Raw genomic sequence first — 15,328 nt, 5'->3', positions numbered from 1 at the left:
TATTTCGAATTTGAATTAAATACAATAGAGAAGCTGTTTGTTTAAATATTTCATCTCATACCCAAATCAAATTTAGTAAATAAATAAATAAATAAAAATTTAGAATATTATTGAATCATTAAAACATTTAGCTACAATTCAATTCATAGGTTAAGAAGAGACCTAAAGATCATTGTCATAAATAAAGGAGTTCATCAGATGGTTTTCTCCATATTTTCTGATACGGGGAAAACACCCTTTTTTAGTTTGAAACTGTTATGTTCAGAATATTATTATTAATTTTGATATTAAACTGATGAAAAATTGCCATGAAAACAAATTCCACTTCCCACAAAGAGATTTTTACAAACCGCTGTTTTTCAATGACTTTAAATTGATTAAATAAAATACGATGGAAAATTTCTTTGCCCTCATTATTGGTGTTGGCGGAGATTTAGCCGCTACTGCAGAAGATGCCACCGCAATTAAAAGCTTACTTTGTGATCCCGAAAAAGGAGGTTATCCGCCGGAAAATATCGAATTTTTGGTGAATGAAGATTCCACCAAATTAAAGGTTCTCGATTCGCTGGAAAATATTATTTCCAAAACTTCAAAGCTTGAGAAAGCCACGGTTATGGTCTATTATTCCGGACATGGTTTGCAGATTCCAAATGATACCGATCCCGATAAATTAGATTACTACCTGAAAACTTCCGGTGCCGACAAAGCCAACAAAGAAGAGACCATGCTCAATGGAGATCTTTTTTCGGAAAAAATAGAAAAGATTAAAGCTGATAAATTACTCATCCTCCTCGACTGCTGTCATGCAGACGGAATGAAACGAAAAAATATTTCAGAGCTGGAAGATCTGGTGATTGAAGACAAATCATCCAATCGCGCGTTATTAGAAAAATTGAATTCCGGTGAAGGAAAGGTTTTTATTTCCGCCTGCGATGATAATGAAGAATCTGTCATTTTACCCGGTTCGAAAAATAGCCTTTTCACAGAGGTTTGCCTCGAAGTTTTTGATGGAAAATTATCTCCAGCCGATGAATTTGTGAGTGTGGTCGATCTGATGTATTACGTCATCAAAGAAGTTCCCAAAAGAGTGTTGCCGTTTCACCACATTCAACGACCGATCATCACAGAAGTTCAGCATCTCTCACCCGATTATTTCGTCTGCCGCAATGGTAATTATAAACCTATAAGAAATGATCTGGAAGATTTTATGATCGATGATTCTGCAGAAAGACTTGATTTTATCAAAAATTACAGCAACAAAATTTAAAAACTACAAACAATGGAAATTCTAAACAAAAACGGGAAAGTAATTCCACAACTGATCACAAAAGGTGATGACAAAAAACCTTGGGACAGCGCTCACGATTATCTAGATGAGGAAATAAAATCTACTGGAAATGCTGAATATGTGGAACCCAATTTAGAGAATAAAATTTTCTCGGCAGAAGATCCCGAAAGCTTTCAGAATAAAGCCGTTTCCGCGCTGGAAATTTTTAATGAAGATGAATATCTAAAAAACTGGCCAAAACCTGAGATGCAAACCGACCGTTTTGTCTGGCATCTTAATGATCAATTCTCCGAATTTAAAAAAGCAAATAAAAAACTTCTGGAAAAAATACCAGATCCGAAGATCAAAATTGGACACATCGATACGGGATTTCAACCAGATCATCCTGCCCTGCCAAAAAATTTGAATAAGGAAAAAAGCAAAAGTTTCATCAAAGGAGAAGAAGGAAAACAGGCAATTGATATTGCGTCCGGAAAAAGTCTGGAACAAGATGGTCACGGAACCGCCACCATGATTTTGCTGGCCGGAAATTCTGTAAAAAACGGCGACACCAACAATAACTATGAAGGTTTTGTGGGAGCAGCACCTTTCGCCGAAATTATTTCGATGAGAATTTCTGAAACGGTTGCTTTGATCCAAACTTCGGCATTTGTCGATGCTTTAGAATATGCTATTTCGGAAGGTTGCGAAGTGATCAGCATGTCAATGGCAGGAGCGCCTTCAAAAGCCTGGGCAAATATGGTCAACAAAGCCTATGAAGCGGGAATCACCATTGTAACAGCTGCCGGAAATTCCTGGTTTGAAGGTCCAAAACAAGCGCTGCCAAAAAGAGTTCTTTATCCCGCAAGATGGGATCGTGTGATTGCAGCAACCGGTGTTGCATGCGATAATTTGCCTTATGTTTTAGAAGCACGACTTCGGACGAAATCAGAAGGTGGCGAAACGATGCAGGGTAATTTTGGTCCGGAAGATGTGATGACGCATGCTTTAGCAGCTTATACGCCGAACGTGATCTGGGCAACCATGAATGATAAAGGAAAATATTTTCGTTTGGATGGGGGCGGAACATCTTCTGCTACTCCACAAGTTGCGGCGGCGGCTGCGATTTGGCTGACTAATTATCGAGACGAGATCAATGAAATTTTAAAAAAATATCCAGGCGAAAAATGGCGAAAGGTTGAGATGGTGAAAAATGCACTCTTTAATTCTGCCGAAAGATATTCTTATCCTTTGTATAAAATATATTTAGGAAGAGGAATTTTAAAAGCTGACAAAGCCCTTTTAATTCCACCTTCAGGGGAAAATTTGACGAAAGCAAAAGAAGCCAACGTCAATCTTTGGGGAATACTTGATCTATTGGGACTGCTTCTCAGACTCAAAGGTGACAATGAAGCAGATGACGTAAGATCTGAGATGTTTCAAGCTGAGATTCTGCAGCAAATGCACAATAATCCTAACCTTCAAAAATTTTTAGATTATGAAGAAACGGATATCTGGACCGATGCTGACAGGGAATTAATGCGACAGGAACTTTTGAAATCTGACACCGTTTCTGATAAATTGAAGGAATATTTGAGATCTGAATAAATATTTAAAGCCATGACAACTAAACCAATTTATATATTAATTTTTCTATTCTTACTAAACTCTTGTTCCGAAAGCAACAGTAAAACGTCAACGACAAGCGCTAATGATAATGTTACTACGTCAGTCTCAGAGGATACCATGAACATGACTCCACAGGATCAAACTGTAAATGTTGACCAGATCCAACCTGAAAAGCAAACTGAAAAGAAGCAGGAAAATATTGATAATCCTGTCGTGGTAAATCCAGCTGCTCCACAAGTTATGTTGCACAAATTAAATGCCGCACATGATTCGGTACAGGTTGCCTTTAATAAAATAAAACCGGAACTTCTTAATAAGCATACAGAAATTATCAATCCGAACCTTTCCGGATTAATTAAGAAGAATGACGAAACAATTTCACCTGTTGAACCGCCGACTGAAACTTCACCCGAACCAAAAGTTGAAACTCCTGTCGTTGAAGAAAAACCTAAAAATGCAGTGCTTGGCTTTTCCTATTTCCCGCAAATTCCGCTGAATGAAGAACGTGATCTGCGTGTTTTTGTGAAAATCGAGGGCGAAGGAAAACAAGTTGCAAAAAAATTAAAAGCGATTGAAAAAGAAGATCTTGAGTTCACAAAGACAGATGACAGCAGTATTGTTTGTATCGTCAAAAATATTGAAGCTTTCAAAAAATTGTCTATTAAACCATTCTATGATTACGATGACTTCAGAATTACAAAAGTTGATGATGGAATAGCAAGCACAAATGCAGGTGACGTGAATGAACAGATTTTAGATTTTACCAACGGAAATTACTGGCACTGGAAAGTAAAAGCAATCGCAAAATCCGGACATGTAGGAACCGTTACTTTAATCATCAAAGCGGAAACACCTGCAGGACAAACCGTTCAGCTTGCGGAACGACAGATCAAAATAAAAATTGGTATCGATCAGCCAGTCCCAACATTTTGGGAGAAAATATATAATTTTCTGGATGCTCATTTTAAAGAAATCTTATCATTGATAATTATTCCATTAGCGGTTTATCTCTTTAATTTAATAAGGAAAAAATATTTGGCTAAAAAGGACGAAGAGCCGATACAAAAAACACCTGAAACTAAATTATAATGAATCAACAACCATTAGAACAATTACTTGCAGATCAGCAACTTGATTCAGCATCTAAAGAAAAACTGAAAGCGCTTCACGAAATTATTGTGCCGAAAGAGTTTTCAGATATTCTGGATCAGGAAGGAAATCAATACGTCAATTTTGTGCAGGAAGGTGGCGGAGTTTGGGGCGTTGCATTAGTCGGCTATCTGTATGCGCTCGAAAGTTTCGGCATTCGTTTTCTAAGAATCGCAGGAACAAGCGCAGGTGCGATCAATACAATGTTAATCGCAGCAATGGGTGACCGCACCAAAAATAAAAGCATGCGGATTAAAGACATCCTTTTTCAATGGAAGTTTGAAGAATTTATGGATGGTAAATCGATCGTGAAACAAATGGCAAGCCGAATTCTGAAGAGTAAAAACTACATGAAAAAAATTGGATTGTCGATTTTATTTCTATTTCTTGTCATTATTATTTTTCCGTTTTTGATTTTATTTTTAAAAATAAATCCGTGGTATTATCTTATTCCTTTCCTCGGTTTAAGTTTTCTCATTTATGTCATCCTTCATTACTACCATCTTTTTCAGGTAAATCATATTGGACTGAATCCCGGGAATGCTTTCGAAAATAAATTGAAAAGTGCGCTTGACAGTTTTAATATTAAAAGTGTGAGCAATCTTAATGAAGAATACAATCAAAATGGAAGAAAGCTTAATCTGAACTACCGTTTTGGGAACGGAGAAGAATATTACAATACTGCCATTGAAAACATCAACAATATTCATCAGAAAGAGTTGGCAAATATTGATATGCTGAAGTTTAATTTTTTTCTGGAATCTGCGCAAAGCAGCGACATTTATAAAGAAAATCCCTTCACCCTTCTTCGGGCAGATTATACGATCATTGCGACCGACATCAATGCAAAGATAAAAGTAGAACTTCCCAAAATGGCGAATCTTTACTGGACGAATACAGAACTATCCATCATAAGTCCTGCGAAATTTGTCCGTGCTTCCATGTCTGTTCCCTATTTTTTTGAACCGATGATCACGAAAATAGATATTGCGAAAGATTCGATCGTGCAAGCCTGGAAATTCTGGCTGAATGCGGAACCTGCCAATGTTTTTAAGGAAGGCGTTTTTGTTGATGGCGGAAGTATCTCTAATTTTCCGATCGACATTTTTCATGAAAGTGATATTTTTTATCCGAGAATTCCGGTGTTTGGCGTAAGACTCGTCGATCAGGCAGAATTGGGTGAAGCGAGAGGTCCGGGAAGTAAAAATATTTTGAAAAGTCCGTTTAGCTTTCTGGGTGCAATTTTCGATACGTTGAAAGGTTATAACGACAAATCTTTTTTAACGAAATATACCTTTTACAGCACTCACAGCATTCAGTACGTAGATTGCAGTCCGAGCGACTGGCTGAATTTTTTTATGCAGGATGAGGAGAAGATTGTCCTCTTCAACAAAGGATTTCGCGCAGGATTAGATTTCATGGAAAAATTTGACTGGGAAAACTATAAGTATGAAAGAATGTTGGTAGCGCTGAAGGGAAAAGGAATTTTGAAGCAGGAAGCAAAACCAAATGTTGGCTAAATTTTTAATCGATTTAGGTCGAATTCTGTAAAAAACAGTATCATGAATGTTGAAAATAAAAACTTCGCCGATTCAGCGAAAGATTTCACCAAAAGTCCTTTGGGAATTATTGCATTATTTATCGTATTGGTCTATGGATTTGCAACCATTGCAACGACATTCGGTAAAAATATTGAGAATCATATCGATCCACTAATTTACTTTTTAGTTCTATTTCCGGTCGTGGTTTTTATTGGATTTTTATGGCTTGTTTCAAAACACTCGGATAAAATTTACGGTCCGTCAGATTTTAAAAATGAAGATAATTTTTTCAGAATGAAAATGAATACTGTAGCTGCTCTCGCTGCCGCTGCTTCTAAAAGTAATTTCAGGAATACAGAGAATCTTCAACTCGAAAGCGATATGACTGCGAATACTGATCAGTTACAACTTGAATCTATAGTAGACCTGGTTTCGCAAACACCAATTTTTCAAAGGAATAATTTAGAAAACTGGAAAAATAAAATTTTGTGGGTTGATGATAATCCTTCGAACAATATTAACGAGCAGAAAGCTTTTGAATCGCAAGGCTTCTCAGTTCGTTCCGCGCTCTCAAATTCTGAAGCTTTGCAAATACTGAAGGATCAAAAATTTGGTGCAATAATTTCTGATATGGGAAGAAAAGAAGGAAGCGATGAAGGATATGTTTTACTTGAAACGCTTAGAAAAAGTGGAAATGGAACGCCTCTATTTATTTATGCCGGATCCAACGATGCAAAACACAAAGTAGAAGCTTTTAATAAAGGAGCGCAAGGTTCAACAAATAAGCCGAACGATCTTTTTAAAATGGTCACCGAAGAACTTCGATAATAGAAAAAGGTCTCAATTTAATATTGAGACCTTTGATTTTTTGGAGAAATTCTTTTTGAAATAATGCTTAATGCATTGCATCGCTCACATCGATCGGCTCTCTACCCTTTCGTTCTTTCACGAATAAAACAAATGGGATACAGATCAAGAATAGGATTCCGAGATAAAGAAAAACATCCATGTACGCTAAAACAGAGGCCTGTTTCAAAACGCTGAAATCTAACAATTTATATGCCGACTGCAAAGCTACATCAGGAGAAAAACCTTTTGAAATAAAACTGGCTTTTAATCCGGCGAGTCTTTGTTGTACATCAAAACTATTTCCATCTAAATACTGCGAAAGATTTGCCCGGTGAATAGAAGTTTGATTTGCGATAAAAGTAGTGATCGCGGCAATCCCAAATGAACCACCTAATTGTCTCATCATTCCTGTAAAAGCCGCACCCTGACCAATTTCCTGTCCTTTTAATGTACTTAAAGCCAAAGAAGTTATTGGAATAAATAATAATCCTAATCCCATTCCGCGCACGATCAACATCCAGAAGAAATCATTCTTTCCTGTGTCCGGACCAATAATTTTATACCCCCAGAAACTGTAGATGAAGAAGGTGAGTAAACCCAACGCAACCAATAACTGCTGCTTAACTCCTCTCGTTAATAGTCTTCCGATAATTGGCATCATGACCGCGGTTGTCAAAGCTGCCGGAATCATTAAAGCACCTGATTGCAAAGCTGTCCAACCTAAAATACTTTGTGTATAAAGCGGAACAATAAATGTGGATCCATAAAGACCGAAACCTAGAATAAAAGACATCGCGGTTCCCAGTCGTAAGTTTCCATTTTTCAAAACCCGCAGTTCCACAATCGGATATTTATAAGTGAGTTCACGCCAAAGGAAAAGAATTAATCCGATGACTGCTGACGCAGTTAAGAAAATAATAAGTTTACTGTCAAACCAGTCTTCTTCGTGGCCCCGTTCCAAAATATACTGCAGGGAACCTACCGTAATTGCGAGTAAAAGAATTCCGAACCAGTCGACATCTCTCGCTTTTCGTTTTTCGGCAAATTTCGGACTTCGTACAAATTGTAAAGTCATAATTGCTGCAGCAATTCCAAGCGGAATGTTGATGTAAAAAATATAAGGCCAGCTAAAATTATCGACAATATAACCTCCCAAAGGCGGACCTAAAGTTGGGCCGATAATGACTCCTAATCCATAAATTGCTTGAGCCATACTCCGTTTTTCAATCGGATAAGATTCAGTAATAATAGTTTGTGAAGTTACTAAAAGTGCTCCACCACCAATTCCCTGACATAAACGGAAAAATACGAGTTCCCAAATATTGGTCGCATTTCCACAGAGAAAAGAGAAAATGGTAAAGATAATAATAGAAGCGGCGAAGTAATTTCTACGTCCAAACTGTGCAGAAAGCCAGCTTGTCATCGGAACAATAATTACGTTCCCGATCGCATAAGCGGTAATTACCCAACCGACTTCGGAAAGTGTCGCACCCAGATTCCCCTTCATTTCATTCAAAGCCACATTGACGATGGTAGAATCTACAATTTCTAAAAGCGCACACATTATCGCAGTAATGGTGATGATGAACCGTCTGGTGCCGTATTCGACTAATGAATCCTGTTGCATTTTTTTGCTGGAAGTTTGAAGTTTTTTTTAAAAGAGAAATTTTTAAAGTCAGAAAAAATCGATTTTTCATCCTTTCTCGAACTTCATTATTTTAAATTAACGGTTGTTTTTACATTCATTCCTGCACGAAGTTTTTTTGCGATTTTTGGATCGAGTTTTACAAAATCGATTCTTACGGGAAGTCTTTGAACGACTTTCACAAAATTTCCACTTGCATTATCTGGAGGAAGAATTGAAAAAGTAGAACCTGTCGCCGGAGAAAAAGAACTTACAACACCTTCGAATTTATGATCCGGAAAAGCATCAATTTCAACATCGACTTTTTGACCTTCTACCATTTTAGAAAGTTGTGTTTCTTTGAAATTAGCAATGATCCAGTTGCTGTTATCTCTTACCAAACTAAATAATTGCGCTCCAGCCTGAACAAACTGACCTTTTTGAGTAGAAACTTTTGAGACGAACCCATCTTCCGGCGCCAAAATAATGGTGTAAGACAACATTAATTTTGCATTTTCAACATCTACTTCTCTTTGTTTAGACACGGAACTTGCAACACCGATCTGCTCGGAACTTGCTGCAGTTTGTGAATTCACAATTCCTGTTTGTTGAGAAACCTGATTTCTTTGATCAACTAAAACCTGTAACTGTCGGTCAGCAGATTGTTTGGCTGCCAAAGCAGTTTCATATTGCTGTTGCGTGATGGTATGATCTTTTACCAAATTGCTGTATCTTTTTAGATCTTGCGAAGTTTTCCAAACATTTACTTTGGCCGCTTCAATCTGTGCATTTGCAGTCGCGATGGCAGCATTTGTAGAATTAATGTTTTGAGATGCAGCATTCGTACTGGCTTTTGCGGTAGAAATATTACTTCTTGCTGTTCCCAATGCAGCTTTTGCAGATTCCAAAGCCATTTTTTGATCTCTGTTATCTAGGATGACCAAAGTGTCTCCTTTTTTAACAAATTGATTATCTTTCACATGAACTTCAGTGATATAACCTGAAACTTTCGAAATTACAGGACTCATATTCGAAGCGATCTGAGCGTCATCTGTAGACTCATGAGTTTGGCCAAAAGAATAAGTTCGGTATCCAAAAATTCCACCAACAATTAAAACTGCTGCTAAAATGATAGGAAAAATGGGGCTTTTCTTTTTCTTAGATTCTGGGAAAAGTTCCGGCTGTTCTGGGGTAGTATTATCGTCCATTGTATTATTTTCTGTTTTTATTTGTATTTCTTGCAACGTGAATCGCTGTTTATTTTAAAATTAAAATTCCTGAGGTTTGCAGTAATTTTCGATTGGCAAGTGCAGCATCAGCTTTCGCATTGACAACATTTACGTTGGCTGTAATTTGTGCCGCATCCGCATCTAAAAGCTCAGTGATGGTCGCTAAACCATTATCGAATTTATTTTTAGTCACCCGATAATTTTCATTCGCTTGATCTGCAGCTTTTTCGTAAACCACAATTTTCTTCTTCGCAAACTGGGAATTCTGAAAATCTCTGTTTACTTCCAGCTTGATTTGGTCACCCAGTAGATCGGTGGTCGCCGAAAGTTCTTTTTCTTTAGCCTCTGCTTTTAATAAGGCTGAATTTTTCTTCCAGAGATTATCGATGTTGTATTGTAATCCGATACCGATATTGGCAGCGTTAAAAATGGTAAGGATCTTGGGAACGTCGGCTGCAATGTAACCTCCTGTTAAAGCGATCGTCGGTAAATTCTCGGCTTTCGCAGATTTAATTCCCAGTTCAATGGCTTTTTTTTGATAATCGATCGCCTGCAGATCTTTTCGGTTTGAAGTCGCTTGATCTAAATAATAGGAAACAGGACGGTTTTCAGAAAGTTCTGCGATATAATTTTCATCGATTTGAATTTCTGTATTTTCCGGAAGTCCCAATAGCAGATCCATATTGATGTTCGCAATGCTGTAATTATTCTCTGCATCCAGCAATTGCAATTCGATATTTGAGGTTTGCAGATTGGCTTTTAATTTATCATTTCTGGCAATGATCCCGTTATCTTCTAATTTCTGAAAAGACTGATCTCTCTTTTGAGATGCCGAAAGATTTTCTTCTAAAACTTTAATCGCCTGATTCGCTTTGAAAAGGTTGTTATAAGCTTGTGAAACATTATATGCAATTGCAACTTTATTATTTTCACTGCTCAATTTTGAGGCTTCAATTAAATATTGTGCTGATTGAATTCCGTATTTTATTCTGCCACCCGCATAGATTGGGAGCGAGGCTGCAACGTTTCCGTAAAATGCAGAATTTGCTGTTGGCGTACTTCCACCGTTTGGTGAAGGTGGCAAAATTTTCAGATCTACATTTGCATTTGCGAGCGCTAAAGCAGTTCCCGAAACTTTTAAACTTGGAAGTCTGTTGTTTTTAGCTTCAAGATAATTGGCAGTCGCTTCCTGGATTTTCGCTTCATCGATTTTCAAATTTTTTGAATTCTGAATTCCGAGCATTACGGCTTCATCCAAAGTAATCGATTTTTTTTCCTGCGCATTTAAGCTCATTCCCAGAATCAGAAAAGCAGTTACAAAAAGTGAATTATTTATTTTCTTCATAACCTAAAAGGTATTTTAAAACGTTTTTGATGTGGTTGTTGAGGTCTTCAAAATAAAGATTCTCATATTTTTCGTCACCTTTATAAAACTTTTTATAAATCGGCAAAGAATTTAAGGCGCTGAAAATTGTTCCTGAAATTGTAGAATGAATAAATTCTAAGCGCGGTCTTTTGGTAAAAACCTTATTTTTAAGTCCAGATTCGATCAGCTGCTTGTAAATCTCCAGAAATCCCATTTTCGATTCATTCAAAACCTTTACGATGTGTTCATTTTTATTTGTCAACTGTTCCCTTTGCATGATGAGGTAAAAAGTTTTGAGATTTTTTACCCGGTCGGTGTAGCGATTGATCACCACAATTAACTTCTCCCATTCATTCATCTTGTTATCAGCGATAACATCTTTGGCAAAAGACAGACTTTCATTCATCCGAAACTCAAAAATTTTTTCAAACAGTTTTTCTTTCGAACCAAAATAATAAGAGATCATAGAAACATTTACGTTGGCTTCCTTAGAAATTTCTCTAATTGAAGTTCCTTCGAAACCCTTTTCAGCAAAGAGCTTTTCAGCGTTAAATAAAATATTTTCTTCCTTTGAAATCATGATTTTAATGATTTTGCGGTTGCAAAATTAAACTATTATTTTCCTGAATCAATCAAACGTTTGATTTTAATTGATAGTTTTTAAAAAAAGTTTTCATAGACAAAGCTAATATCGTAATATTGCAATATCAAATCTGTAATTCAGAAAATTTATTCAATTTTTAAAAATGGGTATTACAAAAACTGAACACTTTACGGAGGAACAAAATGAAATTTCCTCCTTATTAAAAGCGTTGGCTCACCCCGCCAGAATTGCGATTGTAGAATATCTTTTATCCGTTGATACTTGCATTTGTAATGATATTGTTGCAGAAATTGGTTTGGCACAGGCAACAGTTTCTCAACATTTAAAAGAATTGAAAAATGCTGAGATCATTCAGGGAACGATCGAGGGAAAAGCGATCTGCTATTGTATCAATCCCAAAACCTTTAAAAAAATGGAGCATTTTATCGGTCAAATATTTTATAAAATCGATCAGCAAAATAATTGCTGCTAACTACAAAAAGAAAAATTCAGAAGATGGAAACAAACGAACAGATCAAAGAAATGGTAAAGCAAAAATATTCTGAAATTGCTTTGCAGGATAAAGAAACGAACGAATCATCCTGTTGCGGTGCGGGAGGTTGCAGCTCGGAAGTTTACAACATCATGTCGGAAGAATATAACGAACTCGATGGCTATGCGAAAGAGGCTGATCTTGGTTTAGGTTGCGGTTTACCGACGAATTTTGCAAGAATTAAAAAAGGTGATACGGTCGTAGATTTAGGAAGTGGCGCCGGAAATGACTGCTTTGTCGCCCGTGCAGAAACCGGTGAAGATGGTCGGGTGATCGGAATCGATTTTACGGAAGCGATGATTGAAAAAGCGAAGAAAAATGCAACTCAATCAGGGTATGAAAATGTGGAATTTCGACAGGGAGATATTGAAAATATTCCGATGACTGCAAATGTGGCAGATGTCGTAGTGAGTAATTGTGTGATGAATCTGGTTCCCGATAAACCAAAAGCTTTTGCAGAAGTTTATCGCATTTTAAAACCAACCGGTCATTTTTCGATTTCCGATATTGTTTTGGTGGGAGAATTGCCTGAAAAAATAAAAAATGCCGCCGAAATGTACGCAGGGTGCGTGGCAAGTGCGATCCAGAAGGAAGAGTATTTAAATATAATTAAGGAATCGGGTTTCAAAAATATCATGCTTCAAAAAGAAAAAGCGATTATCATTCCTGATGATATTTTAAGAAATTATCTGAACAAAGACGAAATTGAGACTTATAAAAATTCTGATACGAAGATTTTCAGCATTACCGTTTTTGCAGAAAAAGGTGAGAAGTGTTGCTCACCAAATGAACAGTACTGTTAGAAAAAATAATTCTGTAAACTCGCATTTTATTTTACCTTTGAATTACTTTAAAACTATTAAAATCAAATCAATATGAAAAAAATTATTTCGGTTTTGGCAATTACCGCTTTCACTTTTGCTTATTCCCAGGAAACTCCGAAAAAAGATTGTTGTGCAGGAAAAGATAAAAAAGAATGCAGTATGGAAGGTAAGAAAACTGCAACAGGTTGTGACATGAAAAATCACAAAGACTGCAAAATGGATGGTAATAAAACAGCAAAAGCCTGTGATATGAAAAACCACAAGGATTGCAAAATGGATTGCAAAGAAAAAGATAAAAGGGACGCTAAAAAAGTCGCTTAATAATTACAACCGCTGAAAAGCGGTTTTTTTTTGTAAAATATTTGACTTACTTAAATTTTCGTACTTCAATACTCGATGAATTTTACTAAACTTTTAAATAAAACAGGTTTGGGTGTCAATAAAATTTAAACCAGCGTATAAATTAAGTAATCAATTATTCAACATTTTAAATAAATAAAAAAATTCAAACTTTTTTATTATTGTATTCATCAATGTTTTTAAAGACCATAAGGTGATAAAGTGATAAGTCCTTAAAAATTAGGTACAAAGAAATATTTATTTGTAATTTACAATAACTAAAAACACAATAAGATGAAAACTATTTACACCTTGATGATGTGTTTTGCCACCTTTTGGCAAATGAATGCAAAGTATTCTACAGTTTCTTTTTCCGATAATTTCTCTGACACAAAAGAAAGCGAGAGTTTAACCATCTCACATCACAGCGCCATTGATTTGAGTACGAAATGCTCATTCAAATCTGATGCAGATTATTCTGTATTTAACACCAATACTTCTTTAGCGACTTGTAATCCACCAACTTCGCCTCAAGATAGTTATGTAACTTCTACCACTGCAAAAATATCCTGGACACCACCTGCTGTTTCGCCGGCGAATGGCTACGAGATTTATTACAAGCAACAATAATGTTCCTCCCACTGCAGCTACAGCACCCACTTTAACAGGAATCTTCGGAGTAAATACAAATTTAACAGGTCTTACGCCTTCCAAGGGATATTACGTTTATGTACGCAGCAATTGTAGCCCCACTGAAAAAAGTGTTTGGACTGAGAGCACTGTTTTGTGACCAATTGTCCTGTCGTAGCAGAATTTACTCAAAATTTTGATTCTGTTAATGACCCCAATTTGCCCAATTGTTGGCGTAGAATAAACGGACTTGGAGATGTAAATGTTCAACCTGCACCGATAGGATCTCCACCAAATGCCTTGCGAATGTATTCTGCTACTGTTCCCAAAGTGGCTATGATTTCATTGCCACCGGTAAATACGCTGCAGTCAGGAAATTACAAACTGCGTTTTAAATTACGGGGGAATTCTGCACCAGGTAGAAAACTGGAAGTAGGATATCTTATTGATCAGCAGAATCTTGCAACTTTTGTTTTATTATATACCTATACTGCAAACAGTATTAGCGTTGTAGATAATTATGAGACTCCACCGATTGTTGCTCCTCCCGGAATAGAGACGTTAGCTTTTAGAGCTTCTCCTACTCCTGCGACCGCTATTTTAATTGATGATGTGGTTTACAGTTTAGCTTCATCCTGCACAGAACCAACTACTGTCAAAGCAAATGCTTTACAGACAAACGGAGCAACAATATCCTGGACTGCGCCAGTAAATGTACCGGCAAACGGATACGAAATTTATTACAGTACGGTCAATACAGCTCCCACAGCCGCAACACCTCCAACTATTACAGGAGTTAATGCTTTAAGTATTGTTTTAAGCAGTTTAAATTCTGCCACAAAATATTATCTTTGGGTGAGATCAAACTGTTCACCTGCTGAAAAAAGTATCTGGACAAACAGTATTAATTTTGTGACGCTCTGTAATAATGCAAATCCTCCTTATACCATGGATTTTTCGACAGCAGTTTTCCCGATTTGCCTATATGCACTTCTGCAAGCAATGAAGGTTCAGGTAGCATTTGGGATGTAAGACCTGCAGCTCCGGGATTTACAGGAAAACTTCTTGAATACAGTTATAATACGTTATTTCCCGCCAATACCTGGTTTTACACGCAGGGAATTAATTTAGTTAAAGGAAATACATACTCCATAGGTTATAAATATGGTAATAATTCAACTACTTATACAGAAAAATTGAAAGTTGCCATTGGAACTTCACCAACCGCAGCTGCGATGACAACCACTATCGGAAATTATCCTTCAATAAGTACTTTGACACCAATTACTGAAACTAATAAAACTTTTAAACCTACCGTTTCCGGCGTTTACTATTTAGGCTTTCAAGCTTATTCCGACCCGAAACAGGATCACCTGTATCTTGATGATATAAAAGTGATCACTATCGCTTTAGCAACTGATGAGACCTCACATGGTGAAAATTTATTGAAGATCTATCCAAATCCGTTCAGCGAATTTGTGAATATATCAGAATTTGAAAATATTGAAAAGATATTAATAACAGATGCTTCCGGAAGATTTATTAAAACGGTGAGACCTTCAAAAAGTTTGAATTTAAAAAACTTAAGTAAAGGTTTATATCTGATCAATCTGCAAATGAAAGATGGTTCTGTTTAGATCATTAAGGCTATTAAAAAATAATATCATTAATTTAAAATAGAAGAGCGACAGTAATGCCGCTCTTTTTTTGTTGTAAAGTATTCAGGAAATTTTAGTGCGCAGTGG

At 36.5% G+C, this 15,328-nt stretch carries 15 protein-coding genes; 11 read left to right on the top strand and 4 right to left on the bottom strand.

Features of this window, described 5'->3' with window-relative positions; genetic code table 11:
- The first annotated feature begins 391 nt into the window (after positions 1 to 391).
- The 5 genes from IV494_RS03630 to IV494_RS03610 are packed head-to-tail and all read left to right on the top strand — an operon-like array spanning position 392 to position 6,414.
- Entirely contained in the window at positions 392 to 1,267 is an 876-nt protein-coding gene (locus IV494_RS03630; protein ID WP_196078795.1) for a caspase family protein, read from the top strand.
- Positions 1,268 to 1,279: 12 nt separating this feature from the next.
- Positions 1,280 to 2,875, top strand: coding sequence for a S8 family peptidase (locus IV494_RS03625; protein WP_196078794.1), 1,596 nt, complete (start codon positions 1,280 to 1,282; stop codon positions 2,873 to 2,875).
- A 12-nt stretch (positions 2,876 to 2,887) separates the two neighbouring features.
- Positions 2,888 to 3,985 carry a hypothetical protein gene (locus IV494_RS03620; RefSeq protein WP_196078793.1) on the top strand — a complete coding sequence of 366 codons (1,098 nt, stop codon included), beginning with the start codon at positions 2,888 to 2,890 and terminating at the stop codon, positions 3,983 to 3,985.
- Positions 3,985 to 5,565, top strand: coding sequence for a patatin-like phospholipase family protein (locus IV494_RS03615; RefSeq protein ID WP_196078792.1), 1,581 nt, complete (start codon positions 3,985 to 3,987; stop codon positions 5,563 to 5,565). Before IV494_RS03620 ends, IV494_RS03615 begins: the two co-directional genes overlap by 1 nt.
- 42 nt (positions 5,566 to 5,607) lie before the next feature.
- Positions 5,608 to 6,414 (top strand): response regulator, encoded by an 807-nt coding sequence (locus IV494_RS03610; RefSeq protein WP_196078791.1) that lies wholly within the window; start codon positions 5,608 to 5,610, stop codon positions 6,412 to 6,414.
- 67 nt (positions 6,415 to 6,481) lie between these two features.
- Here the strand turns inward: IV494_RS03610 and IV494_RS03605 are convergent, their stop codons facing one another.
- The 4 genes from IV494_RS03605 to IV494_RS14895 all read right to left on the bottom strand — a co-directional run bounded on the left by IV494_RS03605 (position 6,482) and on the right by IV494_RS14895 (position 11,234).
- Positions 6,482 to 8,062, bottom strand: a complete 1,581-nt coding sequence (locus tag IV494_RS03605) for a DHA2 family efflux MFS transporter permease subunit (protein WP_039347256.1) — start codon at positions 8,060 to 8,062, stop codon at positions 6,482 to 6,484.
- Positions 8,063 to 8,148: 86 nt separating this feature from the next.
- Positions 8,149 to 9,267 carry an HlyD family secretion protein gene (locus tag IV494_RS03600; RefSeq protein WP_196078790.1) on the bottom strand — a complete coding sequence of 373 codons (1,119 nt, stop codon included), beginning with the start codon at positions 9,265 to 9,267 and terminating at the stop codon, positions 8,149 to 8,151.
- Positions 9,268 to 9,316: 49 nt separating this feature from the next.
- Positions 9,317 to 10,633, bottom strand: a complete 1,317-nt coding sequence (locus IV494_RS03595) for a TolC family protein (RefSeq protein ID WP_196078789.1) — start codon at positions 10,631 to 10,633, stop codon at positions 9,317 to 9,319.
- The gene (locus IV494_RS14895) at positions 10,617 to 11,234 is read right to left on the bottom strand and encodes a TetR/AcrR family transcriptional regulator (protein ID WP_196078788.1); all 618 of its coding nucleotides are present in this window, start codon (positions 11,232 to 11,234) and stop codon (positions 10,617 to 10,619) included. Before IV494_RS14895 ends, IV494_RS03595 begins: the two co-directional genes overlap by 17 nt.
- Positions 11,235 to 11,400: 166 nt before the next feature.
- On the opposite strand from IV494_RS14895, the gene IV494_RS03585 reads away from it, so the two are divergent.
- From IV494_RS03585 to IV494_RS03560, 6 genes are all read left to right on the top strand, one after another.
- On the top strand, positions 11,401 to 11,730 hold the full coding sequence (locus IV494_RS03585; protein WP_196078787.1) for an ArsR/SmtB family transcription factor: 330 nt from the start codon (positions 11,401 to 11,403) through the stop codon (positions 11,728 to 11,730).
- Positions 11,731 to 11,753: 23 nt separating this feature from the next.
- Positions 11,754 to 12,593 carry an arsenite methyltransferase gene (locus IV494_RS03580; protein ID WP_196078786.1) on the top strand — a complete coding sequence of 280 codons (840 nt, stop codon included), beginning with the start codon at positions 11,754 to 11,756 and terminating at the stop codon, positions 12,591 to 12,593.
- A gap of 72 nt (positions 12,594 to 12,665) precedes the next feature.
- Complete coding sequence (locus IV494_RS03575) at positions 12,666 to 12,935, top strand: hypothetical protein (RefSeq protein WP_196078785.1); 270 nt, start codon at positions 12,666 to 12,668, stop codon at positions 12,933 to 12,935.
- A 312-nt stretch (positions 12,936 to 13,247) separates the two neighbouring features.
- Positions 13,248 to 13,583, top strand: a complete 336-nt coding sequence (locus IV494_RS03570; RefSeq protein WP_196078784.1) for a fibronectin type III domain-containing protein — start codon at positions 13,248 to 13,250, stop codon at positions 13,581 to 13,583.
- A gap of 156 nt (positions 13,584 to 13,739) precedes the next feature.
- Positions 13,740 to 14,615: a fibronectin type III domain-containing protein gene (locus tag IV494_RS03565; RefSeq protein ID WP_317192987.1), complete on the top strand. Its 876-nt coding sequence runs from the start codon at positions 13,740 to 13,742 to the stop codon at positions 14,613 to 14,615.
- On the top strand, positions 14,561 to 15,220 hold the full coding sequence (locus IV494_RS03560) for a T9SS type A sorting domain-containing protein (protein WP_196078783.1): 660 nt from the start codon (positions 14,561 to 14,563) through the stop codon (positions 15,218 to 15,220). The genes IV494_RS03565 and IV494_RS03560 overlap by 55 nt, the downstream gene beginning before the upstream one ends.
- Positions 15,221 to 15,328: the final 108 nt, after the last annotated feature.

The organism is Kaistella gelatinilytica, assembly GCF_015679325.1.
Classification (GTDB): Bacteria; Bacteroidota; Bacteroidia; order Flavobacteriales; family Weeksellaceae; genus Kaistella; species Kaistella gelatinilytica.
This window is presented reverse-complemented; position numbering and strand designations above follow the sequence as displayed.